This window comes from Arthrobacter zhaoxinii, assembly GCF_024385505.1.
GTDB lineage: Bacteria > Actinomycetota > Actinomycetes > Actinomycetales > Micrococcaceae > Arthrobacter_B > Arthrobacter_B zhaoxinii.
Window position 1 is genome coordinate 110,647 of record NZ_JANFLT010000002.1, and the last position, 25,664, is coordinate 136,310.

24 protein-coding genes are annotated in these 25,664 nt (G+C 68.1%); 12 read left to right on the forward strand and 12 right to left on the reverse strand.

Features of this window, described 5'->3' with window-relative positions; all coding sequences use genetic code 11:
• Positions 1–53 precede the first annotated feature (53 nt).
• The gene (locus NNX37_RS04070; protein ID WP_255791020.1) at positions 54–1,529 is read left to right on the forward strand and encodes a S10 family peptidase; all 1,476 of its coding nucleotides are present in this window, start codon (positions 54–56) and stop codon (positions 1,527–1,529) included.
• 67 nt (positions 1,530–1,596) lie between these two features.
• Here NNX37_RS04070 and NNX37_RS04075 read toward each other — a convergent pair whose 3' ends face one another.
• Positions 1,597–2,097, reverse strand: coding sequence for a DUF456 domain-containing protein (locus NNX37_RS04075; protein WP_255791021.1), 501 nt, complete (start codon positions 2,095–2,097; stop codon positions 1,597–1,599).
• A 220-nt stretch (positions 2,098–2,317) separates the two neighbouring features.
• Between NNX37_RS04075 and NNX37_RS04080 the strand changes: the two genes are divergently transcribed.
• On the forward strand, positions 2,318–3,490 hold the full coding sequence (locus NNX37_RS04080; RefSeq protein WP_255791022.1) for a hypothetical protein: 1,173 nt from the start codon (positions 2,318–2,320) through the stop codon (positions 3,488–3,490).
• Positions 3,491–4,362: 872 nt separating this feature from the next.
• Here NNX37_RS04080 and NNX37_RS04085 read toward each other — a convergent pair.
• Positions 4,363–5,271, reverse strand: coding sequence for an SDR family oxidoreductase (locus NNX37_RS04085; RefSeq protein WP_255791023.1), 909 nt, complete (start codon positions 5,269–5,271; stop codon positions 4,363–4,365).
• 220 nt (positions 5,272–5,491) lie between these two features.
• Here NNX37_RS04085 and NNX37_RS04090 point away from each other — a divergent pair, with 220 nt between their 5' ends.
• Entirely contained in the window at positions 5,492–5,932 is a 441-nt protein-coding gene (locus NNX37_RS04090; protein ID WP_255791024.1) for a universal stress protein, read from the forward strand.
• Between the two features lie 143 nt (positions 5,933–6,075).
• On the opposite strand, the gene NNX37_RS04095 is transcribed toward NNX37_RS04090, so the two are convergent.
• Positions 6,076–7,620 (reverse strand): MFS transporter, encoded by a 1,545-nt coding sequence (locus tag NNX37_RS04095; protein WP_255791025.1) that lies wholly within the window; start codon positions 7,618–7,620, stop codon positions 6,076–6,078.
• Between the two features lie 106 nt (positions 7,621–7,726).
• Here NNX37_RS04095 and NNX37_RS04100 point away from each other — a divergent pair, with 106 nt between their 5' ends.
• The 3 genes from NNX37_RS04100 to NNX37_RS04110 all read left to right on the forward strand — a co-directional run bounded on the left by NNX37_RS04100 (position 7,727) and on the right by NNX37_RS04110 (position 9,554).
• Complete coding sequence (locus NNX37_RS04100; protein WP_255791026.1) at positions 7,727–8,293, forward strand: TetR/AcrR family transcriptional regulator; 567 nt, start codon at positions 7,727–7,729, stop codon at positions 8,291–8,293.
• 197 nt (positions 8,294–8,490) lie between these two features.
• Entirely contained in the window at positions 8,491–8,958 is a 468-nt protein-coding gene (rraA, locus tag NNX37_RS04105) for a ribonuclease E activity regulator RraA (protein WP_255791027.1), read from the forward strand.
• Positions 8,959–8,966: 8 nt separating this feature from the next.
• A complete protein-coding gene (locus tag NNX37_RS04110) occupies positions 8,967–9,554 on the forward strand; it encodes a dienelactone hydrolase family protein (RefSeq protein WP_255791028.1) in 588 nt (195 codons plus the stop codon).
• Here NNX37_RS04110 and NNX37_RS04115 read toward each other — a convergent pair.
• The 8 genes from NNX37_RS04115 to uraD form a co-directional block, all read right to left on the reverse strand.
• Positions 9,551–10,396, reverse strand: coding sequence for an HpcH/HpaI aldolase/citrate lyase family protein (locus tag NNX37_RS04115; protein ID WP_255791029.1), 846 nt, complete (start codon positions 10,394–10,396; stop codon positions 9,551–9,553). The two genes, NNX37_RS04110 and NNX37_RS04115, sit on opposite strands and share 4 nt — an antisense overlap.
• 196 nt (positions 10,397–10,592) lie before the next feature.
• Positions 10,593–10,913 (reverse strand): hypothetical protein, encoded by a 321-nt coding sequence (locus tag NNX37_RS04120; RefSeq protein WP_255791030.1) that lies wholly within the window; start codon positions 10,911–10,913, stop codon positions 10,593–10,595.
• A gap of 356 nt (positions 10,914–11,269) precedes the next feature.
• The gene (allB, locus tag NNX37_RS04125; protein WP_255791509.1) at positions 11,270–12,628 is read right to left on the reverse strand and encodes an allantoinase AllB; all 1,359 of its coding nucleotides are present in this window, start codon (positions 12,626–12,628) and stop codon (positions 11,270–11,272) included.
• Positions 12,628–13,452, reverse strand: coding sequence for a bifunctional allantoicase/(S)-ureidoglycine aminohydrolase (locus tag NNX37_RS04130; protein ID WP_255791031.1), 825 nt, complete (start codon positions 13,450–13,452; stop codon positions 12,628–12,630). Before NNX37_RS04130 ends, allB begins: the two co-directional genes overlap by 1 nt.
• Positions 13,449–14,759 (reverse strand): DUF6986 family protein, encoded by a 1,311-nt coding sequence (locus NNX37_RS04135; protein WP_255791032.1) that lies wholly within the window; start codon positions 14,757–14,759, stop codon positions 13,449–13,451. The genes NNX37_RS04130 and NNX37_RS04135 overlap by 4 nt, the downstream gene beginning before the upstream one ends.
• Positions 14,759–15,697, reverse strand: a complete 939-nt coding sequence (pucL, locus tag NNX37_RS04140) for a factor-independent urate hydroxylase (protein WP_255791510.1) — start codon at positions 15,695–15,697, stop codon at positions 14,759–14,761. Before pucL ends, NNX37_RS04135 begins: the two co-directional genes overlap by 1 nt.
• A gap of 15 nt (positions 15,698–15,712) precedes the next feature.
• Positions 15,713–16,054 carry a hydroxyisourate hydrolase gene (gene uraH, locus NNX37_RS04145; protein ID WP_255791033.1) on the reverse strand — a complete coding sequence of 114 codons (342 nt, stop codon included), beginning with the start codon at positions 16,052–16,054 and terminating at the stop codon, positions 15,713–15,715.
• On the reverse strand, positions 16,051–16,578 hold the full coding sequence (gene uraD / locus NNX37_RS04150; protein WP_255791034.1) for a 2-oxo-4-hydroxy-4-carboxy-5-ureidoimidazoline decarboxylase: 528 nt from the start codon (positions 16,576–16,578) through the stop codon (positions 16,051–16,053). The genes uraH and uraD overlap by 4 nt, the downstream gene beginning before the upstream one ends.
• Positions 16,579–16,817: 239 nt before the next feature.
• On the opposite strand from uraD, the gene NNX37_RS04155 reads away from it, so the two are divergent.
• From NNX37_RS04155 to NNX37_RS04170, 4 genes are all read left to right on the forward strand, one after another.
• Complete coding sequence (locus tag NNX37_RS04155) at positions 16,818–17,366, forward strand: DUF3995 domain-containing protein (protein ID WP_255791035.1); 549 nt, start codon at positions 16,818–16,820, stop codon at positions 17,364–17,366.
• Positions 17,367–17,649: 283 nt separating this feature from the next.
• Positions 17,650–18,801, forward strand: a complete 1,152-nt coding sequence (locus NNX37_RS04160) for an XdhC family protein (protein ID WP_255791511.1) — start codon at positions 17,650–17,652, stop codon at positions 18,799–18,801.
• Between the two features lie 9 nt (positions 18,802–18,810).
• Complete coding sequence (locus NNX37_RS04165) at positions 18,811–19,701, forward strand: FAD binding domain-containing protein (protein ID WP_255791036.1); 891 nt, start codon at positions 18,811–18,813, stop codon at positions 19,699–19,701.
• A complete protein-coding gene (locus NNX37_RS04170) occupies positions 19,698–22,523 on the forward strand; it encodes a molybdopterin-dependent oxidoreductase (RefSeq protein ID WP_255791037.1) in 2,826 nt (941 codons plus the stop codon). Before NNX37_RS04165 ends, NNX37_RS04170 begins: the two co-directional genes overlap by 4 nt.
• Positions 22,524–22,628: 105 nt before the next feature.
• Here NNX37_RS04170 and NNX37_RS04175 read toward each other — a convergent pair whose 3' ends face one another.
• Entirely contained in the window at positions 22,629–23,729 is a 1,101-nt protein-coding gene (locus NNX37_RS04175; RefSeq protein WP_255791038.1) for a fatty acid desaturase family protein, read from the reverse strand.
• A gap of 496 nt (positions 23,730–24,225) precedes the next feature.
• Between NNX37_RS04175 and NNX37_RS04180 the strand changes: the two genes are divergently transcribed.
• The gene (locus NNX37_RS04180; RefSeq protein ID WP_255791039.1) at positions 24,226–24,564 is read left to right on the forward strand and encodes a PadR family transcriptional regulator; all 339 of its coding nucleotides are present in this window, start codon (positions 24,226–24,228) and stop codon (positions 24,562–24,564) included.
• Positions 24,561–25,589: a hypothetical protein gene (locus tag NNX37_RS04185; RefSeq protein ID WP_255791040.1), complete on the forward strand. Its 1,029-nt coding sequence runs from the start codon at positions 24,561–24,563 to the stop codon at positions 25,587–25,589. Before NNX37_RS04180 ends, NNX37_RS04185 begins: the two co-directional genes overlap by 4 nt.
• Positions 25,590–25,664: the final 75 nt, after the last annotated feature.

The window sequence follows — 25,664 nt, forward strand, 5'->3', positions numbered from 1 at the left end:
CCGCCCCGTTTCCTTGCCGGAAGAAGGGCTGCAGCACCGATAGTGTCCTTGCCATGGTCTCCCAGGAACATTCCGAAACCCCCGTCCGCCCCGGCCCGGATGCAAACCCCGCACCGGATGTCACCGATGACTTCGCGGTGCGGCGGCACACCCTGCCCTCGGGTCTGGCGTACACCACCACCGCCGGCCGGATGGTGTTCCGCAAGGAAGAAGTCCGCGACGGGAAGTCGGACGGGTTCCTGCCCAAGGCGGAGATCTTCGTGGTTGCCTACACCGCTGATGCCCCGGAGACCGGCCCCAACCGCCGCCCCGTGGTGTTCGCCTTCAACGGCGGGCCGGGATCCTCGTCCGTGTGGCTGCACATGGGGCTGCTGGGCCCGCGGATGGTGGACTCGGGCGACGCCGGCGCGCTGACCCCTCCCCCGTTCGGTCTGGTGGACAACCCGCAGACCCTGCTGGAACACGCGGACCTGGTGCTGATCGACCCCGTGAACACCGGTTTCTCCCGCGTGGTGGACGGCAATGACGCCGCCGAGTTCCACGGGTTCGAGGAGGACCGGGACCTGGTGGCCGAAGTGATCCGGCTCTGGACCACACGCAACAACCGCTGGCTGAGCCCGAAGTACCTGGTGGGCGAGTCCTACGGCACCCTGCGCGCGGTGGCCGTCGCCGGGAAGCTGTTCGACGCCTACGGAATGGCGGTCAGCGGACTGGGCCTGATCTCCACGGTGCTGAACCTGGCCACCCTGGATTTCGCACCCGGGCGGGACACCCCCTACGCCCTGCATCTGCCCACCTACGCCGCCATCGCGCATTTCCACGGCCGGCACCCGGGACGCGAGCTGGCCGACGTCGTCCGCGAAGCCGAAGAGTACGCCTCCCGTGACTACGGCTACGCGCTGACCCAGGGTGCCCGGCTGGGCGCAGGGGAACTCGACGACGTCGTTACCCGCCTGGCCGCGATCACCACCCTGAGCGAGGGTTTCATCCGCCGCACCAACCTGCGCTGGGACTACGCCATGTTCTCCGCGGAGCTGCTCCGGGACCAGAACCTGGCGGTGGGCCGCATTGACGGCCGGTTCACCGCGGCGCCGGCGCATCAGCAGGACTGGATCAACTGGGATGACCCCAGCCTGGTGGCCATCAACGGACCCTACTCCGCGGCAATCAACCACTACCTCCGCACGGAGCTCGGCTACGAGAACGATCTCCCGTACGAAATCCTCACCGGCCGGGTCCAGCCGTGGAGCTACAAGGCCTTCGAGGGTGTGCCCGTGGACGTCACCGGCACCCTGGAACGGCTGCTGGTGCACAACCCGGGCCTGCGGGTGCACGTGGACTACGGCTACTACGACGGCGCCACGCCGCACTTCGCCGCCGAGTACGTGTGGGCCCACATGCGGCTGAGCGAGGAAGCACGGTCCCGGTTCACGCACCACTACTACGAGGCCGGGCACATGATGTACGTGAAGCCCGACTGCCGGGCGGACCAGCTGCGGAACCTCGCTGGGTTTGTGACTGGAGCCTAGGGTTCGGCCCTCCGGCGGGCGGCGGAACAGTGCCGCGAAGGCTGTTTCGCTACGGAGGGACGCCGGTTTAGCGGGTCGCGAAGTGAAGCCAGACTGCTCCGCCCCAGAGTCCACCTGCGGTCAGCGCCAGCGCGAGCTCCGCCAGGATCCCGAGGCCCATCGCCTTCAGGGTGGCCACGCTGGAGGACCACGCGGTGGGCAGGTCCCGCTTGCGGAGCCACTCGCTGAACAGCAGGCCGACGGCGAATCCGATGAACAGCCCGACGGCGGGAATGGTGAACATGCCGACGATGCCCACGCCCACGCCGGCCACAATGGAGCGCTTGGGGATTTCCCGTTCCTTGAGCCGCCGTCCGGTGAGTAACGCGCTGGAGAGCATTCCGGCGATCAGGAGGACCGCGCCGATGCCGAAGGCCCACCAGGCAGGCGCGCTCTGCACCCCCAGAGCCCAGCCCAGCATGGCAATGATGATCAGGATGCTGCCCGGCAGCACGGGCAGCACAATGCCGATCAGACCCACGGCGATGACCAGGGCTGCGGCAATGGTTACAAGAAGGTCGGGATCCATGCCCCCAGTGTTCCACCAGCGGCCTGCGCTGCTGTGTATTTGCGGGCCGGGGTGGCTGCATTTTCCCGGCCGCATTTTCCCGCCCGCCGCCGCATTCCGGGAAGTGGCCGGCAACGTGCGCTGGCGCACAACGGTGCGGTCAGGTGGAGGAATTACTAAGGATGCTTATAAGGTGGCATCTTCAGCCCGATTCACCGGACGGAAAACAGGAGAGCAGTAAATGAGCACCGAACCAGGGAACACAAACGCTTCCAACACCGGACGCGGCGCCTCTGAGGGCGGCCCGTTCCGGGACCGGTCCGACCGGCCGGCACCCGTTGACAACAGCCAGGCCGTTCCCGTGGACGGACACCGGGAGGACACCGCCACCCGGGCCATGGACACCGACGCCGCTGCGCTGCACACCTCCAGCCGGCGCTCGGGCAGCCATGCTGCCGAACCCGCCGCCGGCTACGTCGACGACGACGCCGCCAACCGCCCGACGTCTGCCTCCGATTCCCGTTCGGACTCCGAAGATACGCGCACCCGGGTCGCACCGGTCGCCGCAGGTTCGACCGGCACGGACGGCACCGGTGAACACCGGGGCGCTACGTCGGTATCCGCCGTGCGCGACCACCGTGATGCAGACACCGACCGCGACGCGGACCGCGACGCTGAGAACCGGCACGAGACCGCTGCCCGCACTTCCGCGGACGGCCGTGACTCGGACCGAGACAACGGCCGGAACGGGAAGCATGACGGCGACGTCGTGCGGACCGGCAACCGCCGGCATGATGACCGGGACGCTGAGCACACCCGCGGGGCTGCCCTGCCCAACCGCGAGGCACTGCTCGCCCGGGAAAAGGAACGCTTCGGCGGCTTCAAGTTCGGTGCAGCGTTCTTCGGCTGGTTGACCGCTACGGGCATGGTGGTGCTGCTTTCGGCACTGGCCGCGGCCATCGGTGCCGCAGTGGGTGTCTCGGCTGAAACCAACCTGGGCCAGGCCCTGGAATCCGCCGCAGCCAACCAGTCCGCCGGCATCATCGGCGCTATCATCATGCTCCTGGTCCTGCTGCTCTCCTACTTTGCCGGCGGGTACGTCGCCGGCCGCATGGCCCGCTTCAACGGCGCCAAGCAGGGCCTGGCCGTCTGGCTGTGGGCACTGGTGGCGGCCGCCGTCGTCATCATCCTGGGTTTGATCTTCGGCAGCGACATCCGCAGCATCAGCCAGCTCAACTCAGTTGCCCCGCTGCCGGAGAACCTCGAAGGCGTGGACGCCGGCACCTGGATTGCCGTCACGGCGAGCCTTGTTGCGACGCTGCTCGGCGCCATCCTCGGCGGCCTGGCCGGTATGCGTTACCACCGTCGTATTGACCGTGCGGACTTCCGCACGGAGGAGACCACCGTCCGCTAAGACGCGGCTTTACGGTACCAGCGGCCACTGCATCCCCGGTTCCGGGGTGCGGCGGCCGCTTTTGTTTTTGCTCGGGCAGCACCCCCTCCAGCACGGCATTCCAGCCAGCAGTGGGATCCTGTGCCGTCCCGGTCGCTCCCAGCAGCACCACCAGCACCATTCCGTGGGACCCTGTGCCGTCCCGGACCCCATCGCCAGCACGGCATCCCAGCCGACGGGACACTTGTTGCCTCCTGGGACCCCATCGCCAGCACAGCATCCCAGCCGGCGGGACACTTGTTGCCTCCCGGGACCCCACCAGCACCACCAGCACCATTCCGTGGGACCGCGTGCTGTCCCGGCCGCTCTCAGCAACACGGCATCCCAGCCGGTGGGACACTTGTTGCCTCCTGGGACCCCACCAGCACGACCAGCACCATTCCGTGGGACCCTGTGCCGGTCCCGGCCGCCCCCACCAGCACGGCATCCCAGCCGGCGGGATACTTGCTACCTCCTGGGACCCCACCAGCGCCACCAGCACCATTCCGTGGGACCCTGTGCCGCCCCGGACCCCATCGCCAGCACGGCATCCCACCCGGTGGGACACTTGTTGCCTCCTGGGGCCCCACCAGCACCACAGGCACCATCCCCTGGGACCCTGTGCTGCGGCGCCGGCCTCCCAGCAGCACGGCATCCCAGCCGTTGGGACACTTGCTACCTCCTGGGACCCCACCAGCGCCACCAGCACCATTCCGTGGGACCCTGTGCTGCCCGGGGCCCCACAAACCAACTGGACCGGACGCGCCCGCCACCTTAAACACCTGAGGCCCCGCAACTTAAACATCTGAGGCCCCGCAACTGCGGAGCCTCAGATGTTTAGCAAACCGGAACCGTTACGGGGACGGGGTTCCGCCGTTGACGTTCAGGGTTTCGCCAACCACGTAGCTGGATTCCGGGGACGCCAGGAAGACGTAGGCCGGGGCCAGTTCGGTGGGCTGTCCGGCACGGCCCAGCGGGGTGCTCTGGCCGAACTCCGTCAGCGCTTCCTTCTGCTGTCCGTCGGACGGCTGGAGCGGAGTCCAGAACGGACCCGGCGCCACGGCATTCACGCGGATGCCCTTGGGCGCCAGCTGCTGACCCAGACCCTTGGTGAAATTGTTGATGGCCGCCTTGGTGCTGGCGTAGTCCAGCAGATCGGCGGACGGGTTGTATGCCTGGATCGAGGTGGTGTTGATGATGGTCGATCCGGCCGGCAGGTGCTTCAGCGCAGCCTTCGTCACCCGGAAGAAGGAGTAGATATTGGTCTTGAACGTGTGGTCCAGCTGCTCATCGGAGAGATCTTCGAGGCTCTCCACGGCAATCTGCTTACCCGCGTTGTTGACCAGGATGTCCAGCCCGCCCAGGGCCGAAACGGCATCCTCGACCAGCTGACGGCAATACTCGGGATCCTTGAGATCACCGGGAAGCCGCACCAGCTTACGGCCGGTCTTCTCGACCACCTCGGCAATGTGCTGGGCGTCCGGCTCCTCCTCGGGAAGGTAGGAGATGGCGACGTCGGCCCCCTCGCGGGCGAAGGCAATGGCCACGGCCGCACCAATGCCGGAGTCGCCGCCGGTGATGAGCGCCTTGCGGCCCTCCAGGCGGCCGGTGCCGCGGTAGGTGTCCTCGCCGTGGTCCACGTGCGGGGTCATGTCCTTGTCCAGGCCCGGCTCGGGCTGGTCCTGGATGGGCGGGGCGATGGACGGGTAGCGGTCCACGGGGTTCTGGAAGGTGTACTGGTCCGACTTGTTGCCGTTGGTCATAGAAGTTCCCACTTTCGGTAGGTCAGTCCATTCGGGCGGTCCTGTCCGGACCGCCGTAATAGGCGGGCGCTCACGCTAACGTAAGCATGCTTATTACCCTATGCCCGATTGATGGTTCTGCTCAAGTCCGCGGTTCCGCCGCACAAATCGCCGCTGCTCTGGCCCTGCCCGCTGCCGGGGGCGCAAACTGCTGCTTATCCAACTGCTTGGAAGGAACACCATGACTGAGGGAACCCGGAAACGGATTGTGGTCGGAGTCGATGGCTCAGAGGAGTCGCTGGAGGCGCTTCGCCTCGCACGTCGGCTGGCGGACCTGCTGGACTGCCGTATTGATGCCATCACGGTGTGGGAGTTTCCGGCAATGCTGGCCACGCCGTTTCCCACCGCCGATTGGTCGCCGCGGGTGGAAGCCGAGCGGGGCCTGGCCGAGGCGGTGGAAGCAGCCTTCGCAGGGGTGGGCACTCCTGAGGATCTGACCCAGTCAGCGGTGGCCGGGCAGACCGCCGGGGTGCTGATGGACGCCAGCCGCGGGGCGGAGATGCTGGTGGTGGGCAACCGCGGTCGCGGCGGTTTTGCCGGGCTGCTGCTCGGTTCCGTCAGCACCACTGTGGCCGCACATGCCTACTGCCCGGTACTGATCGCCCGGCCGCACCGGGATTAGCCCGACAATATCGGGACTAGCGGGGCCGCATCAGGACTAACGGAGCGGACTAGGCCGCATCAGGACTAGCGGGGCGGAAGCCCGGCCACATCAGGACTAACGGGGCCGAATCCCGGGCCGCACCAGGACTACCTGCACCGGGACTAGCGGTGAGCCGGAACCCGGCGCAGCAGCACCGCAGCCCCAGCGGCAGCCAGCACCATGGTGATCACGCCGATCAGCGAGGTGATATTGACGCCGGAATCGAAGGCGGCCTGCGCGGAATGCAGCAGCGCCGAGCCCGTCTCGGCAGGCAGTCCGCGGGCAGCCTCCACCGCCCCGCCGAGGGTTTCCCCGGCCGAAGCAGCCTGTTCGGGGTCCAGCCCGGACGGAACGGAGACGCCGCTGCGGTAAGCCGCGGTGAGAATGCTGCCCAGCACCGCGGTGCCCAGGACGGATCCGATTTCGTAGGCGGTCTCGGAAATAGCCGAGGCGGATCCGGCACGGGACGGCGGAACGCTGGCCAGGATCAGGTCATTGGAAATGGTTTCCGCTGCCCCCACCCCGACGCCGAGCAGCAGGAACGCGATGACCAGCTGGAGCACGGTCACCGACTCCCCCGCGGCAAAGACCAGGGCATAGCCGGCTCCGTTGAAGAGCAGACCGCCGGCCACCACAACCGCAGGGCGGACCCGCTTGACCAGGGGCACCACGGCCAGGCCGGTGATGATGGTGAGCACCAGCCCGGGAAGCATGGTCAGGCCGGCCTCGATGGGCGTCTGTCCGACCACCAGCTGCAGATGCTGCGAGAGGAAGAAGATGAAGCCCACCATGGCGAACAGGCTGAGCAGGTTCGCAGCGATGGAGCCGCTGAAGACCGGGTTTCGGAACAGCCGGACGTCGAGCATCGGCTTTTCGCGCGAAAGCTGGCGGCGGACAAAGAGGAAGCCCAATACCAGGCCGACGGCGATGAACGGCAGGCCGGCCGCGGCGCCGTCGTGCGCGAATTCCTTGATCCCGTAGGTGACCGAGAGCATGGCACCCATGACCAGCACAACGCCGAGCACGTCGACGGCGCCGGGGCTGGGGTCCTTGGATTCGGGCAGCAGCATCGGGGCGAAGATCAGCAGCGGCAGCAGCACCGGGATGGACAGCAGGAACACGGAGCCCCACCAGAAGTGCTCGAGCAGTACGCCGCCGACGATCGGGCCGAGGGCCGCGCCGCCGGAGAAACCCGCAGCCCAGATGGCCACCGCGATCCGGCGCTGGGACGGATCGGTGAAAATGTTGCGAATCAGCGACAGCGTGGCGGGCATCAGCATGGCACCGAAGACGCCCATCAGGGCGCGGGCCACAATCAGCAGGGCCGCCGAAGGGGCAAAGGCGGCCACGAGGGAGAAGACGCCGAAGCCCACGCTGCCGATCATCAGCAGGCGGAGCCGGCCGATCCGGTCACCGAGACTGCCCATGGGCACCAGCAGGCCGGCCAGGACCAGGGCGTAGACGTCCACGATCCACAGCAGTTCGACGCCGGTGGGCGCCAGTGCCTGCGACAGCGACGGGATGGCGAAGCTGAGGACGTTGTTGTCAATGGAGATGAGCAGAACGGGCAGCATCAGGACTGCGAGCCCCCACCATTCGCGCGTGCCTGCACGCGTAACTGCGGGATTTTCCTGGACCGCCAGCACAGCGTCCTCCTTCTGGAACATCGTTGGGGATTCATCACGGGAAATACCCGAATCTCTACTGTACCGTCTAGACTGTACGGTGGCGAATCTGCGACAGTATGGTCAGCTGATGGCGTAGCGTGAAGTCATGTCCAACTCTCGCCCCGCCCGGGACCGCATCCTCGACGCCTATGAGGAACTGCTCATCAACGAAGGCCCCCGCGGCGCCACCCTGGACGCCGTCGTCGCGCGCGCCGAGGTTTCCAAAGGCGGCCTGCTCTATCACTTCAAGAACAAGGAAGCGATGGCCGGTGCCCTGATCGAAAAGCTCCGCGGCCTCGCCGCCACCGACCTGCAGACCATGCGCGAGGACCCCGAAGGCCCCGCCCGGTACCTGGTCCGCAGCTCCGTCTATGTGGGCAGCGAGCTGGACCGGGCCCTGATCAGCGTCGTCCGCCTGGCCCAGGCCTCGGACCCCGTGGCGTCGGACCTGCTGCAGGAGATCCACCGCAGCTGGTTCGATCTGGTCCATGACGAGGTGGGCGATCCCGGCATTGCCCGCGCCATCACCCTGCTGGCAGACGGGCTGTACTACAACGAGGGCCTCCCCGGCGGCTGGCCGCAGGCCACCCGCGACAGCAGCCCGCACTCGGTGACGGACCTGCTGGAAATCGTGGACGTGCTGAAGTCCCACGCCCGGCAGACACGCGCGTAACCTCCGCATGCCAACACTCGGCGCGCATTTCCCTGCGGTTTGGGAAGCACCCTGCGGTTTGTGACAATCCCTGCGCTGCGCAGTGCAGGGATCCGGACAAACCGCAGGGCCACGGACAAACCGAGGGGCCGCGGTTGATCCGGCAGCGCCCGGCGTGGCAGGGACGCTCCCCACACGCCGTCTGTCACAGTGGTGCCATGAAAACGAGCACAGCTGACCTTTTCGACGAACGCGGCGACGAGCTGGCGTCGGTGTCCCTGCAGTTCCAGGACCTGGGCGGGCAGGTGAGTTTCACCGGCCCGATCCGCACCGTCCGCTGCCTGGAGGACAACGGCATCATCAAGACCCTGCTGAACTCCCCCGGCGAGGGGGCAGTCCTGGTGGTCGACGGCGCCGGATCCCTAAACACCGCTTTGATGGGGGACCTGATTGCCGGGGCTGCCGTGGAGAACGGCTGGGCCGGCGTCGTTATCAACGGAGCCATCCGTGACCGCGCCGCCGTCGCAAAGCTGCCTCTGGGCGTGAAGGCGCTGGGCTCGAATCCCCGCAAGAGCGCCAAAAACTCTGTCGGCGAGGTGGATGTACCCGTAGAGTTCGGCGGCGTCACCTTCCGTCCCGGTGCGGTGCTCTACGCCGACGAGGACGGGATCCTCGTCGAACCCTAGGAGACCCGATGGCCAACGTCCTGCTTTTCCACCACGCACTCGGCCTGACCTCCGGCATGGATGCCTTCGCCGAGGTCCTGCGCGAAGCGGGCCATACGGTGACGGTGCCCGATCTCTATGACGGGCGTACCTTCACCGATCTGGAGGACGGGGTGGCCTATGCCCAGGAGATCGGCATGGACACCATCGAGGAGCTGGGCGTCAGTATTGCGAACCGGTTCCCGGAGGACATGGTCTATATCGGCTTCTCCCTCGGCGTGATCCCGGCCCAGCGGCTGGCGCAGACCCGCCCCGGGGCCCGTGGTGCGGTGCTGATCAGCGCCTGCATCCCGCTTGGTGCCTTCGCCGACACGTGGCCGGACGGTGTGCCGGTGCAGATCCACGGCATGGACGCCGATGAGGAATTCGTGGACAGCGGGGACCTGGACGCGGCCGAGAATCTGGCCGCGTCCACACCGGATGCGGAGCTCTTCCTCTATATGGGAGCGTCACACCTGTTCGCGGACATCAGCCTGCCGGATTACGACATGGACGCCGCGTTCACGCTCACCCGGCTGGTGCTGCAGTTGCTCAGCCGCGTGGACGGAGAAGCTTAGGCGTTCCAGAGTCCGTAGGAGTCCGCCAGAGAGGAGATCTTCTGGGCGCGGGCCAGGCGCGGCAGGTAGGAGCCGTCGCCCACCACCGCGCCGGCGGCATGCGCTTCCAGCAGCTCGTGGGCCCAGGTGATTTCGGATTCGCTCGGTGAGAGGCCCTGGTTGATGAAGTCCGTGGCCTCGGGCATCAGGCACAGCTTGCCGGTCATGCCCATGCTCTGGGTGACCTTGCAGGCGTCCAGCAGCTTTTCCCCGAGCGCGCCGACGGTGGGACCGTCGATCGGGCCGGGCAGCTGGCCGACGCGGGAGGCGACGACGAGCTTGGAGCGGGCGTAGGCCAGCGCCATCGGATCGTCCGAGGCGCCGGTGTCGCGGCGGAAATCGCCGACGCCGAAGGCGAGCCGGAATGTGCCCGGTGCGCTGGCGATGGCGGTGGCGTTTTCAATGCCGAGGGCCGATTCCACCAGTGCGAGCACCGGCGTGCCGGCCTGCAGCCGCATGGCCGTGTGGGTGACCTGCTCGGGCTTTTCCGTCATCGCGAGCATCACGCCGCGCAGCCCCGGGGCCTTCGAGAGGGCGGCGAGGTCATCGGCCCAGTAGTCGGTTTCGATCCCGTTGACGCGCACCCAGGCGGTCATGCCGGTGGAGAGGGCCTCGACGACGCGTTCGCGGGCGTCGGCCTTGCCGCCGGCGGGAACGGCATCCTCCATGTCGAAGACCACCGAGTCGGCCTCGGACGCCAGCGCCGGTGCAAAGTTCGCTTCATCTGCGGCGGAGGCCAGCAGCCAGGAACGGGACAGTTTTGCGGGAAGGGCAGCGGCGCGGCTGTTTCGGAAGGGGGCCATAAATAAGACATTACTTTCAGGATCGGCGGTTCCGAAAATGCGACGGGCGTCATGTGGGCACCGTCACCAGCATCCTGGAGCTAAGGTGACGCCAACGTCCGCGACGGAGATCCGCGACAACCCCATCCTTGGACTCAGGACCCTGCATACTCCTCCGAACCGATTATAGAAAAGCGGGAACACTGAACTGGAACTACTACTGCGCCTGCTCAGTCTCACGGAAGAGGACACAAATCGACAGCAGAATGGATGGCAGGGTGGCGGTGATGGCAACTATGGCTAATCCAGGTATCCCGCCCATAAACGCCAAGATCATGTCAACAAACACCAACCCTGCAGAAGCCCCGAGCAACATACCCGGGATTGGTTTGGACCTGCGGCGGTGCTGGACAATCACCATAATCCCGAGCGTCAGCACGGCAAGAGCACCGATCAGATGGAAGAAGATCAGGAACCCGGCCCCCAAGTCACCGGAAAGCATGTCGGAGTATGCGACTAGACCCATGAGCATGAACATGCTCCAACACCCGAGAAGGATCCCGAGTATTCCTGCGGAGATCCGCAACCCCGATGACGGAGGAAGAACCGCCGACTGAAGATATGGCTGCGGATATCCCGATTGGCCGTGGTTGTACCCCGGTACTGGCTGAGACTGAACATATACGACCTGCTGGCCGGGCTGCAGGTACACAACCTGCGGAACCGGCGGATACGTCGGCTGGCCGGGCGGCTGTGGCGGGTTGCCTAGATGGTTCTCCATGGTGCCTTTCGAGACAAAGTTGTTGTGCCACCGAGCGGCACGGAGATAGGGACCGAGCCTACCTGCTGCCGCGCCTAGCGGCCGTCAGGCTCGGGGCTAACCGTTGGCTTCGACTATGCCCCGCCCCGGTGCAGCAGCCGGCCGGCGGGAACGGCAGGGTCGACGTCGACGCCGGCCAGCAGCGTCCGGCGCACGACGCCGGTGAGCCGCTTCCCCGCGTACGGCGTGACCGGGTTCCGGTGCTGCAGGGCGGGCGGGTCCACGGTGAAGGTTTCCTCCGGCGCGAAGACCGCGAAGTCGGCGTCCTTGCCCGGCACAATGCCGCCCTTCCGGTCCAGCCCGGCCAGTGCCGCGGGAGCCGCGGACATCCAGTGCAGCACCCGTTCCAGCGGAATTCCGCGGGAACGGCCCTCGGTCCAGATCAGCGCCAGGCCCAGCTGCAGCGAGGACACCCCGCCCCAGGCGACGCCGAAATCTCCGCGCACCAGGTCCTTGAGGTCAGAGGTGCTGGGTGAATGGTCGGACACGATGCAGTCAATGGTGCCGTCCGCCAGGCCGGCCCAGAGCTGTTCCCGGTTCGCCTCCCCGCGGATGGGCGGGCAGCATTTGAACGCCGTGGCGCCGTCGGGGATCTCCTCAGCTGTCAGGGTCAGGTAGTGGGGGCAGGTCTCGGCGGTGAGCCGGACGCCGTCGTCCTTCGCCGCGCGGATCAGGGGCAGCGCCTCGGCCGAGGACAGGTGCAGGATGTGCGCCCGCGCCCCGGTGCGCCGCGCCGCGTCGATGACCCGGCCGACGGCGGTGTTCTCCGCTTCCGGCGGCCGCGAGGCCAGGAACCCGGCGTACCGGGAACCGGCAGGGGTGGGTTGGATCTTGCCCGGATCCTCGGCGTGGACGATCAGCAGCGCGTCGAAGGTTTTCAGTTCGGCGAGGACCGCTTCCATTTCCGCCGGTTCCAGGTGCGGGAATTCGTCCACGCCGGAATGGACCAGGAAGCATTTGAAGCCGAAGACCCCGGCGTCATGCAGCGGGCGCAGGTCGGCTGCGTTTCCCGGAACGGCGCCGCCCCAGAACCCGACATCGACGGCGGCCTGCGGCTCCGCACACGCCCGTTTGGTCTCCAGGGCGTCCACGGTCACGGTGGGCGGGATGCTGTTCAGCGGCATGTCGACCAGGGTGGTGATGCCGCCGGCCGCCGCCGCCCGGGTGGCGGAGGCGAATCCCTCCCATTCGGTGCGGCCCGGTTCGTTCACGTGCACGTGGGTGTCCACCAGTCCGGGCAGCAGGACTTCCTCCCCGGCCAGTTCCAGCAGCCGCTCCCCCGCCAGCCCGGTGCCCAGCGGCACGACGGCGGCAATCGATCCGTCCCGGACGCCGACCTCCGCCGGTCCGATCCCGCCGGGGGTCAGCACGGCGCTGCCGCGGATCACCAGGTCGTACCCCGCGCCGTCGTTGTACCCCGCGGCGTCGTGCATCACCGGCCCCCGAGCAGGACCTGGCGGTTCACGTCCTTGTACAGGAGGTAGCGGAAGTTCGAGGGACCGCCGGCGTAACAGGCCTGCGGGCAGAACGCGCGCAGGGACAGGTAATCCCCCTCCTCCACCTCCACCCAGTCCTGGTTCAGCCGGTACACGGCCTTGCCCTCGAGCACGTACAGTCCGTGCTCCATCACGTGGGTTTCGGCGAACGGAATCACGGCTCCTGGTTCGAAGGTCACCACGTTCACGTGCATGTCATAGGCGACGTCCTCCACCGGCATCATCCGGGTGGTACGCCATTTGTTGTCGGTGCCGGGCATCGGCGTCGGTTCAATCTCCGACTCGTTGCCGAACACCGGCGCCGGGGTGTGCCCCGGCAGCGGCTGGTGGGCCTTGCGGATCCAGGTGAACTTGGCCGGTTCCTGCCCCTCGTTGAACGCCCCCCACAGCGTTTCCGGCGGCAGGTAGGCGAACCCGCCCGGGGTCAGCACGTGGTCCCGGCCCAGGCGGCGGACGGTGAGCGTGCCCTCGAGGACAAAGAGGAAGGACTGCACTTCCAGTTCCGGTTCGGGCGCCCGGGAGCCGCCGCCCGGGGCAATCTCCATCAGGTACTGGGCGAAGGTGGTGGCGCCGCCGGCCACGGGCCGGTTCAGGATCCAGGCACGGGTGCCGGTCCATTCAGGCAGCACGCTCACCACGATGTCCCGCAGCACCCCGCGCGGAATCACGGTGTAGGCCTCGGTGACCACGGCGCGTCCGGTGAGCAGGTCGGTCTGGGCGGGCAGGCCGCCCTCGGGGGCGTAGTAGCGGGGGCGATTCACTTTTGAACCTTTTCGTCGGCGGCGGTGGGACGGGCAGCGGCCAGGGCGGTAAGTTCGACGCCGGTCAGCCCGGTTTCCTGCGTAATTTCCGTTTCGGTGAGCGCTCCGCAGAGCAGGCCGCGGCGCACGAAGCGGGCCAGGGCACGGGCCGTGGCCGGTTCGTCGAGCACGCTGCCGCCGCGTTTCTGCACGTAGTTGCGCAGGCGCGCCGCGGCGACGTCGAACCCTTCCCGGTAGAAGGCGTACGTGGCCAGGAAGCGGGTGGGCAGCTGCGCCGGATGCAGGTCCCAGCCCTGGTAGAAGCCGCGTTCCAGGGAGCGGCGCACCAGCCGCGCATGCAGCTGCCAGGCCGACCGGATCTCGTCCGGCGTGCCCAGCGGCAGGATGTTGGTGGAGCCGTCCGAAAGCCGGACGCCGGTGCCGGCGGCGGCCACCTGCATCACGGCCTTGGCGTAGTCCGCGGCCGGGTGCTCCATGGACTGGTAGGGGGCGGCGATCTGCACCGCGTCGGAATAGTCGTAGGTGCCGTAGTGCAGGGCCGAGACCCGGCCCCGGCCCCGGTGGATCAGCTGCGCGGCGGGCACGGTGCCGTTGGCCGCCAGGATCAGCTGCGGGGTTTCCACCTGCACCTCGAACCGCAGCCGCCCTTCGGGCAGGCCGTGGGCATCCTCCAGCAGTTCACAGACGTAGACCATGGCCTCGACCTGGTCCACGGTGGAAACCTTGGGCAGGGTCAGTACCAGTCCGTCCGGCAGCGGCCCGGCAGCGAGCAGCCCGGCGAGGAACAGGTCCAGGGTGCGGACGCCGCGGGCCCGGGTGCCTGCTTCAAAGGACTTGAACCGGATGCCGACAAACGGCGGGGCGGTGCCGGCCGCGACCGCCCCGGCCACGGCGGCGGCCGCCTGCCGGGCGTGGCCGTCCTCCTCGTCGTCGGGCCGGGAGCCGTAGCCGTCCTCAAAGTCCAGGCGCAGGTCCTCGATGGGTTCGGTGCGCAGCTTCGCCTCCACGAGGGGCACAACGGCGCCGGCCACGTCCGGGTCGAGGCCCAGCCGGTCTGCCAGCTCGGCCAGGGATCCGTAGGCCGCCAGGGCGGCCAGCGCGTCCTCGCCCCAGGTTCCGGGCAGGGCCGGCACGCAGCGGTCCGCCGGGATGTAGACGGTGGAGACGGGCTGGCGGCTGCCGTCGTCGCCCGGGTAGGCGGCGGCGAGCAGCCGGTCGGTGTCCGCGAGGGCGGCGTCCAGCCGGGCCAGATGGTCGGCGCCGAGGACGGATTGGGGCGGGTTGGAGTTCCCGGACCGAGGGGACATCAGCAGAACCCACCCACGGTGTTCCACACCTGGGCATCCGGGTCCGTGCCCTCGCGCAGGACCGAGGCTTCGATCAGCCCGTAGGGGCGGTCCGCGGCGAAGAAGACCTCGTTGGGGTTATCCAGGCCAAAGGGTGACAGGTCCACCAGGAAGTGATGGTTGTTGGGCAGGGAGAGCCGCACTTCCACAATCTCCGGATGCGCGGCAATCACGGCCTTGCCCATTTCATACATGCTCTGCTGCAGGGCCAGGGAATGCGTGGTGGCGAAGGCGTCCAGGAGCAGGGTCCGGGCCGAGGCGTAAAGGTCGTTGAAATCCAGGCCGGCCAGGTCCGTCTCCGGGGCGTAGCGCCATGTGGCCGTGACGTCGGTGGCGAGGATCCGGTCGGTGGTTTCGGCGAGGGTGGTGTAGCGGTCCCGCGGGAAGCCGTGGAACTCCGAGCCGGTGGATTTCAGCACCGTGAGGCCGCTGATCCCGGAGACGAGGTGCTGCTGACCGGCGGCGGACAGCAGCAGCGCGGTGCGGACTTCGGACTTGTCCTTGGCGAAGGCATGGTCATGGTCGCTGATCCGGTTCCAGAAGTACTGCTCCGCGGCCCAGCGTCCGCCGGTGACCCAGTCGAACCCGGCCGTGAAGTGCTGCTCCAGGCGCAGCAGGAACGCCTCGGGCGAGCCGACGCCGTCGCGCGCGAAGGCATAAATGGTGTTCTTCTGCGTATCGGTGGCCACCACGGAGGAGTTGTCGCCCTGCGTGTGCGCCGCATCGAAGTCGCCGTGCAGCTGCGAGGTGACGCTGAGGTCCTCCAGGGAATGCCGGGCGGTGTCGCGGGTGACCTTCACCAGCCGGACTTCGGCCTTACCGTACTGGTTGCGGCCAAGCACGATCGCGGGCGGGTCGGGAACCACAGCTGCGGCAGGGTCCGCTGCAGGGGCGTGCATTGCTTCTGTCATGGCTCAGCTTCCTCGGTAGGTGGAGAAGGCAAACGGGCTCAGCAGCAGCGGCACGTGGTAGTGCTGGCCCGGGTCGGTGAGGCGAAAGGTCAGGGAGACGCTGGGGAAAAAGGTCTCGGTTCCGGCCGCCGCGAAGTAGTCTCCGGTGGCGAAGTCGATCCGGTAGGTGCCCGGTTCCAGTTCCGCCGGGCCGAGGCTGCCGACCCGGCCGTCCCCGTCCGTGGTTCCCTCCCCCACCCGCGTCTCCCCGCCGCCGCGCAGGGACCACAGGGAAACGGCGACGCCGGCGGCGGGCCTGCCGGCGCCGGTGTCCAGGATGTGGGTGGTGACGTGGCTGCCGGTCATGCGTTCAGGAGTCCTTCGAGCCGGAGGATGGCAATGTCGCGCAGCTGGGCTGCAATGACGGGGAGTTCCTCAGTGTCGGTGTGCTGCAGCCGTTCCTCCAGGACAGCCAGGATGTCCTCCGCGCTGCGGCCTGCCGCACGGAGGAGGAAAACGCGGCCAAACCGGTCCTCATACGCCCGGTTGCCGGCCTGCAGCCGGTCCTGGATCCCCTCCAGGCCGCTGACGGACGCCTGCTCGCTGCGGGAGAAGCGGGCTTCGGTGCCGGAGCCGGACGGGCGGTCGCCGAGGCGCGGATGGTGGACCAGGGCGGCGTCGATCTCGGTCTCGGTGAAGTCCGGAGCGGCGAGTTCGGCGAAGCTCAGCAGCTCTCCGGGCGTGGCGAACGGGCGGGCGGCAGCCACCTCGTTGCACCAGCGGGGAATGTCGACGCAGGGCCGGAGCATTGCCTCCGCGTCCCGCCGGGACGCGGTATTGAACGCGGCGAGGAAATCCGGTGCTTCTTCAGTCGTATCTTCGAGGGGCACGGGTGTCAGCTTTCAGTCAGAGCTCATCCGCCGCCGGCGCTGGACACCCTTGACCATCGGCGTCGCCGACTTGATTCGATGTTCCGGAACGGAATTTATATTTCGGACAGTCTGTGCGCCGCCGCAGTATCTGTCAAGGAACTGCCAACTATTGAAACCCGTCCTATTACCGCGGATTGATTTGCGCACTGTTCCGCGGGCACTTCCGGCAGGGCGCGACGGCTTCCACAATGGCTTCTATGGACTCCTCCAACGAACGGGGCCGGCCGCAGGCAAGGAAGGCAGGCCGCCGGAGGACCCCGGCCGGGCTCGGGCGTGCCTGTCTCTGGACGGCATGCGCCGCCGGGCTGCTGCACGCGGCATTCAGCCTCTACTGGGCAGTGGGCGGCCGCTGGCTGCTGGACACCGTGGGCCAGTGGGCAGTGCAGGAATCTGCAGACGCTCCACTGCAGACCGGGCTGCTGCTTGGAGCCGTGGCCCTGTTCAAGGCTGCCGCCGCACTGATTCCGACGGCGTCCGCATACGGCCGGGTGCCGTGGCCGGGCCTCTGGCGGGCGGTGAGCTGGATCGGTGCCGTGGTGCTGGTGCTGTACGGCGGCGCGAACACGGTGGTCAGCAATGCCGTGCTGGCGGGGCTGATCCGCCCGGACACCGGGTATAACCGCATGGCGACGATCGGGCATGCCTGGCTCTGGGACCCGCTGTTCCTGCTGTGGGGTGCAGCCCTGCTCGGCTATCTCCTGTTGTCCCGTGCCGGGCGGGACAGCCGCCGGGAACGCGCCCGCTGAGGGAGAACACGCCCTTTCCGGCGGGGTATCTTCCGGAAAGAACTGCGTGGTACGCTTCCCTGCAATTACCGGACCCCGGCGCTTTTGGAGCGGATTTACGGAGCCGGAAGAACATTCTTTTGATACCCGCACCTGCAAAGTAATGCGCGTTTGAAATGTTTCATTGTTTTGCGGATTCAAGCCTCTGTCCGGGATTTCCGGCAGGGGAACTTCCCGCATTGGTTACTGGGCTAGCCGGTGGCGGTTGCCACCCCTCGCCGGAGGGTAGGCCGCAGTGTTGGACATGCTGGAGGAGCTGGCGGCCGCCACGGCCGGCGGCATCCCCTGTGCCGCGGCAACCATCGTCCGCGCCTCCGGCTCGGTGCCCCGGCCGGTCGGCACCACCATGCTGATCAGCGGCACCGGGATAATCCACGGGTCCCTTTCCGGCGGCTGCGTGGAGGCCGCCGTCGTCGCCGCGGCCGAAGAGGTCCTCGCCGAAGGCCGCCCGCGGCTTGAGTCCTTCGGCTACAGCGACACCGACGCGTTCGCCGTCGGACTCAGCTGCGGCGGCACCCTGGAGGTGTTCATCGCTCCCGTCTTCCCCGGCACTGTCCCGGCCGTCCCGGATGCCGGCGCTCCCTGCGTCCTGATCCGGCGGATCGACGACGGCGGAGGTACGGTTCCGCTGCTGATCGAGGACCCGGCGGAGGCAACGCCTGCAGGTCTGCTTTCCGCCCACGGTCCGGCACTGGCCGCGATGCTGGGCACGGATCCGGCGCGTGCCGCCGCCCGCCTCGCTCCACTGCTGGCCGCCGGGCGCACCGGCGTCGTCGAGCTGGGCGGCAGGCAGCCGGGCGAACCGGAGTGCGGCGGCGGCAGCGCCGTCCTCTTCCTGGAGTCCCGACTCGCGCCGCCGCGGCTGGTGCTCATCGGCGCCAACGACTTTTCCGCCGCGCTCGCCCGGCAGGGACGGCTGCTCGGCTACCGCGTGAGCGTCTGTGATGCCCGGCCGCTCTTCACCACCCCGGACCGTTTCCCCGACGCGCACGAGGTGCACGTGCAGTGGCCAGACTCGTACCTGCGCGGGGAGGCATCCGCCGGGCGGCTGGATGCCCGCACCGTGGTGTGCGTACTCAGCCACGACGCTCGGTTCGACGTCCCGGTCCTGGCCGAGGCCCTGCGCCGGGACTTCGCCTTTGTGGGCGCCATGGGATCGCGCCGCTCCCACGACGCCCGGCTGGCCGCCCTGCACGCAGCCGGGCTGACCGCCGCCGAGCTGGCGAAGCTGCACTCCCCCATCGGGCTCGATATCGGTGCCGCCACCCCCGAAGAGACGGCCGTGTCCGTTTTCGCGGAGATCGTGGCCGCCCGGTCCGGTGCCGCCGCCAGCGGGCAGCCGCTGCGTGCCGTGTCCGGCCCCATTCATCCGATCAACCGGCTCCGCGCCAGCTGAGGACAGCCCATGGACCTGCCCACCGTCTCCGAGCTGATCCGCACCGCGGACCCGCAGCAGTGGCGCCCCGGCGACGCCTGGCTCGCCGGCGGCACCGTGCTGTTCTCCTACGGCAGCGAGACCCTGCAGCGCCTGCTGGACCTCACCGCCGCCGGGTGGGAACCGCTGGTGATGAACGACGGCGGACTCGAGATTGCCGCCACCTGCACCATCGCGGAACTGTATGCGTTCCCGGACGCTGTCCCGCCGCGGCTGCGGGCGGCCTGGCCTGCCCTGGATCTGGTGCGGCCGTGCTGCGACTCGTTCGTCGCCTCGTTCAAGGTCTGGAACGTGTCCACCGTGGGCGGGAACATATGCACCGCCCTGCCGGCCGGGCCGATGACCTCGCTGACTGCGGCGCTCGACGGCGTCGGCCTGGTTCATTCCCCCGACGGCACCACCCGCCGGGTGCCGGTGGCCGAACTCGTGACCGGCGACGGCCGCACTTCGCTGGCGGCGGGGGAACTGCTGCGCAGCATCACGCTTCCGGCCGCCGCGCTGCGTGCCCGCACCGCGTTCCGGCGGCTCTCGCTGACGAACCTGGGCCGGTCCGGGGTGCTGCTGATCGGCCGGCGCGACGAGGACGGCGGTTTTGTGCTCACCGTCACCGCGGCCACAAAACGCCCGGTCCAACTGCGCTTTCCGGCCGTGCCGGACGCCGCCGAACTGCAGGCGGGGCTGGAACTGGACCCCAAGCTCTGGCACGACGACGTCCACGGGCTGCCCGCCTGGCGGCGGGACATGACCCACCGTCTTGCCGAGGAAATCCGGGCGGAGCTTGCCACGCCAGCAGCCGCTTCCGGGTCCGCACCCGCGCCCGCGCCCGTGTCCGCGCCCGCGCCGAAGGACGGTTCCCCGTGACGTACCGGATCAACAACGTCGAGGTGGACGCCGTCCCCTTCCCCGGCCAGTGCCTGCGCACCTTCCTGCGCGAGCAGGGCAACCTGGGCGTCAAGAAGGGCTGCGACGCCGGTGACTGCGGTGCATGCACCGTGCATGTGGACGGCCGGCCCGTGCACAGCTGCCTCTATCCTGCGGTCCGCGCCGCAGGCCGGGAGATCACCACCATCGAGGGCCTGGCCGACGGCGACTCCCTGCATCCGATGCAGCAGCAGTTCTTGGATGCGCAGGGTTTCCAGTGCGGATTCTGCACCGCCGGCATGGTGATGACCGCCGCCACCTTTGACGAGCAGCAGAAGGAGAACCTGCCGCGGAACCTCAAGGGCAACCTCTGCCGGTGCACCGGTTACCGGAGCATAGAAGATGCCGTCTGCGGGCACCGGCATACCGAGTCGAGCACCGCAGGCACGGGATCCGCCGATGAACCGGACTCCGCCGGCGCGCCGCAGACCGTCGGGGCCAACGTGGCCGCCCCGGCGGGTCCGGACATCGTGACCGGCCGTGCCCGCTACACCCTGGATGTTCCTGCGGAGGAGCTGCCCGGGCTGCTGCACCTGAAGATCCTCCGTTCCCCGCATGCGCATGCCCGGATCCTGTCCATTGACGCGGGCGCCGCCCTGGCCGTGCCCGGCGTCGAAGCGGTGCTGACCCACGAGGACGCCCCGGAGAAGCTGTTCTCCACCGCCCAGCACGAACTCCACACCGACGATCCCGATGACACCCGGGTCCTGGACTCCGTGGTCCGCTTCCGCGGCCAGCGGGTGGCCGCCGTCGTCGCCGACACCGTGGGCGCCGCAGCGGAAGGGGTGCGTGCGCTGAAGGTCGAGTACGAGGTGCTGCCCGCGGTGCTGGATCCCGAGGCGGCCCAGGCCGACGGCGCTCCGGAGGTCCATTCCGGCACCGCGGGGAATGTCGTGGCGGAACTGCACTCGGACCTCGGCGACGTCGACGCCGGACTCGCGGCGGCCGACGTCGTGCACGAAAACACCTACTACAGCCAGCGGCTGCAGCATGTGGCGCTGGAGACGCACGGGTCCATTGCGTTCTTCGATGACCTGGGGCGGCTGGTGGTGCGCACGTCCACGCAGGTGCCGTTCCTGGTCCGGCGGGCGCTGTGCCGGGTGTTCGGGCTGAAGCCCGCGTCGGTCCGCGTGCTGACCGGCCGGGTGGGCGGCGGCTTCGGCGGCAAGCAGGAAATGCTGACCGAGGACCTCGCCGCGCTGGCCGCGCTGAAGCTGAACCGGCCGGTGCAGCTGGAACTGACCCGCGAGGAGCAGTTCACCGCCAGCACCACCCGGCACCCCTTCGCCGTGAAAGTCCGGGCCGGTGCCGCCGCGGACGGTACCCTGACCGCGCTGGCCCTGGATGTCACCGCCAACACCGGCGCCTACGGGAACCACGCCCCCGGCGTGATGTTCCACGGCTGCGGGGAATCCGTGGCCGTCTACCGGTGCGCCAACAAGAAGGTGGACGCCCGCTCGGTCTACACCAACACCCTGCCCTCCGGGGCGTTCCGCGGCTACGGGCTGAGCCAGATGATCTTCGCGATCGAGTCCGCGATGGATGAACTCGCGCGCGGGCTGGGCATGGATCCGCTGGACTTCCGCCGCCGCAACGTGGTGGCGAACGGTGACCGCATGGTCTCCACCGCCCCCGAACCGGCCGAGGACGTGCACTACGGCAGCTACGGCCTGGACCAGTGCCTGGAGCTGGTGTCCGGCGCCCTGGCCGCGGGCCGGCAGCGGCCGGAGACCTCCGGGGCGGAGCTTGCGGTTTCGTCCGGGCCGGCCGGCGCGGCCGACGACGGCGGGTGGCTGATCGGCGAGGGCACCGCCGTCGCCATGATCGACACCGTGCCGCCGCGCGGACACATCAGCCACGCGAAGATTTCCCTGCGCGGGGACGGCCGGTACGGGCTCGACGTCGGCACGGCCGAGTTCGGCAACGGCACCACCACCGTGCACGCGCAGCTGGCCTCGACGGCGCTGCGCACCACCGCGGACCGGGTGGTCGTCCGGCAGTCGGACACTGATCTGGTGGATCATGACACCGGTGCGTACGGCTCCACCGGCACCGTGGTGGCGGGCAAGGCGTCGCTGGCCGCGGCGGAGGAACTGGCCGTCCTGCTCAGGGGCTTCGCCGCCTCCCTGTTCCGCAACACCTCGGCGCAGGTGCAGCTGCTGGCGGACGCGGTGGAGTGCGGCGGCGAGCGGGTGCCGCTGGCCGACGTCGCCGCCCGGGCCCGCGAGGAAGGCATCGACCTGTCCGCGGAGGGCCGGTGGGGCGGCACCCCGCGGTCGGTGGCGTTCAATGTGCAGGGCTTCCGGGTGGCGGTACAGGCCGGGACCGGGGAGCTCCGGATCCTGCAGAGCGTGCACGCCGCGGATGCCGGCGTCGTCGTCAATCCGCTGCAGTGCCGCGGCCAGATCGAGGGCGGCATCGCCCAGGCCCTGGGGGCGGCGTTGTTCGAGGAGGTCCGGATCGACGCCGAGGGTACGGTGGAAACCCGAATTCTGCGCGAGTACCACATCCCCACCTTCGCCGATGTGCCGCGGACCGAGATTTTCTTCGCGGACACCGATGATTCGCTGGGTCCGATGGGTGCCAAGTCCATGAGCGAAAGCCCGTTCAACCCCGTGGCTCCCGCGCTGGCCAATGCCCTGCGGGATGCAACCGGGATCCGGTTCACCGGAACGCCGTTCGCCCGGGACCGGGTGTATCTGGAGCTGCGGGCTGCACGGGGGCTTTCCGCCGAAACAGAAGCACCCGCGCCTGCGGTGTAGCGGCTACGGCTGCTGCCGAAAACGAAACCGGACCACCCCCTGAGGGGTGATCCGGTTTTTACGATGTCCGCGAACTAATGCAGTAGCTGTGGCAGAGTTCGGAACTTACACGCGGTGCGTGCTGGCCAGCGGGCAGGCCCACGTATCGACCCCACCGCGGCCCACCCTGTTGATATAGGCGGTGACGTCCCGCAGGGATTGGCCAAACGCGGTTTCGGTGTACTTCACACCCAGCTGATCACAGTGCTGGCGGACCAGCGGGGCGACTTTTCGCAGATTCGGACGGGACATGGAGGGGAACAGGTGGTGTTCAACCTGGAAGTTCAGTCCTCCCATAAAGGTATCCACCCACCGGCCTCCGGTGATGTTGCGGCTCATCAATACCTGACGGCGCAGGAAATCGATGCCCGCTTCCCGAGGTGCAATGGGCATGCCGATGTGGTTCGGGGCGAAGGCAATACCCATATACAGCCCGAAAACGGCGAGTTGGACGCCGATGAACGCTGCGCCCTTGCCCGGTGAAAGCACGAGGAAGACCAGCGCCACATAACTGACCAGGCGCACGGCGATGAAGCTAAGTTCCACCCACCGCCGCTTGATCCGGCCCTTTCCCAGTACCCGCTTGATGCCCTGCACATGCAGGTTGACTCCCTCAAGCAGGAGCAGCGGGAAGAAAAAGTAACCCTGTTTGGTGGCAAGCCAGCGCGTGACACGGTTCGTGCGCGCTTCGGCTGCCTCGGGGGTGAAGGCGAGCACGCCGGGAGCGATGTCCGGATCCGTGCCGATTTTGTTCGGTGCAGCGTGATGCTTGCTGTGTTTTGCATTCCACCAGCCAAGGCCCATGCCGGCGAAGAGATTGACCACGATCAGTGAGACCCACTCATTCCACTTCGGCGACACGAAGATCTGCCGGTGTGCGGCGTCGTGGCCCAGAAACGCGATCTGTGTCATCAGCAACGCCAGCACCACCGCGGTCACCATCTGCCACCAGGTATCCCCGAGCAGGATGAAAGCCACGGCCAGCACCAGGCCCATCAGGGTTAATCCGATCAGCTTGGCCCAGTAATAGCCGTAATTCCGGCGCATATAGCCGGCTTCCTGGACCTGGCGGGTCAAAGCGGTGAAGTCACTGAGATGCCGCTGGCGGGCCGGGCCAGCCGGCCGCTGTTTGCCTTCTGCACTCGAATCCACGCTGGTACCCGTCATAAGGGCGTCTTCCATAATTCACTCTCATATCGGCGGACAAAGTCCATGTCATATTAACCAAAACCCCTGCGTCCGCAGACTCCGGGCCGTGCCCCGGGTGGAACGCGGCACCGGATTCCCGCCCCGGCAGTAGATGCCGAGACACTGTTTGGGATGCAGAAAAGCACCGGATTCGCTCCCCGGGCTTTGGCTGGGATGCGAATCCGCTGGTTTGGAATTTCCGGCTGGTGGTCGGTATATGCTAAGCGTGCTTAGCGTATATGAAAGACAGCTTATCCGGTTTTTCCGGTGAATAAGGACCGGCGAAAACTAACGCAATGTCGTGTCCGGCCGCACCCGTCACCAACGCGGATGCGGCACTGCGTCCCCAGACACCTGATTTGGGGCGTCTTTTGCGGCGCCCTGACTCGATACGGTTTCCATTCCGGCCAACCGTGACCCAACCGTTATATCCTTTTCTTCCCTATATTCAGTTTTTCTGACTATCGTTCTGGGCATGAGCAAGCATGAGATGCGCGAACCGACCTTCCTCGTCCTCTCGGCCCTGGCCGACGGCCCCAAGCACGGCTACGCCCTGATCGCGGAGACAAAGGACCTGTCCGGCGGTCGGGTAAAGCTGCAGCCCGGCACCCTCTACGGCGTGCTGGACCGGCTGCGTGAGGACGGGCTGGTGGAGATTTCCGGCGAGGACGTGGTGGACGGCCGCGCCCGCCGCTACTACCGGATTACCGACGTCGGCGCCATCACCCTCGCTCGGGAAGCAGACCGCCTGGCAGCCAACGCCCGGCAGGCAATGTCCAAGCTGCGGCTGCGTGCAGCGCAGGCCGGAGCATGACCGGCGGAACCTCCAAGCTGGAGGCCACCTACACTCGGGCGCTGGGCGCCTACCCGCGCCGCTGGCGCCGGGAGCAGGGCGAGGAATTGATCGGCGTGCTGCTCTACGTCGCCCGTTCCGAGCAGCGCACCAAGGCCACCCCCGCCGAGCTGTTCAACCTCGTGGGCAACGGGCTGGCAACCCGCGGCCTTGAACTGCTTGGCAGCGTGGGCAGGCGGCGGCGCAACGGCATCGCCTTCACCGCCACGGTGCTGGCCACCTACCTTGCGCTCACCCTGACGGTGCTGGGCGAATGGGGTCCGTGGGTTCGGCCGGGCACGCTGCGCTGGCGGCCCACCGGCGAGGGCTTCGGGGAGGCGTTCCTGGCTGCGGGACCGTTCACGACGGCGGCCGCAGCAGTTTATCTGGCACTGCTCGCCGGATTTGTTGCCGCGCTGGCCGGCCGGTCACAACTGCGCCGGACCCTGCACCTCAGCGCGGCAGCCACAGCTCCGTTGATTCCTCTCTCCGGCGCGGTGACGGGAATCCTCGCACCGCCGCTCACTCCCATGCTGGTGCTGAGCGGCCTGGCACTGCTGGCCCTCATCGGCAATCCCGCTGCCAGCGCTTCCCGCCGCGTCCTGCTGGCTGCCGTCACGGCCGGTGCCTCGTTGGCGGGTCTGCTGCTGGCCGTAAGCCGGCTGGCCGGCGGCTCCGCACTGTTCTTCTACGATGCCACCAGCGTGCTGGCCGTCGACGCCCGGTCCCTGACGCTGGCAGCGGCGGCACTGATGCTGACGGTTGGAATGGTCCTGGTCAGCGGAACCCGTCTGATCCCCTGGACTGCTGGCCTGGCTGTGGCCGCCGTGCCGCTGCTGGTCCGGCTCTGGTCCGGGGATTCCCTGGAGACGTGGCTTGCCGGGGCTGGCCTGGCCGGCCCGGCTGCCGCCCACTGGGAATGGGGCTTCCTCGTACTGGCCCTGGCCACGGCAGCACTTACCGCCGCCGGCCAGCAGCTGCGGTCCCGGCGGCTCCAACCCGCCTGAACTGCGCATCAACACTTCCTGCACAGAACCGCCTGCTCCACCTGATAACCGCTGTTGTTCTACGGACATGCTCCC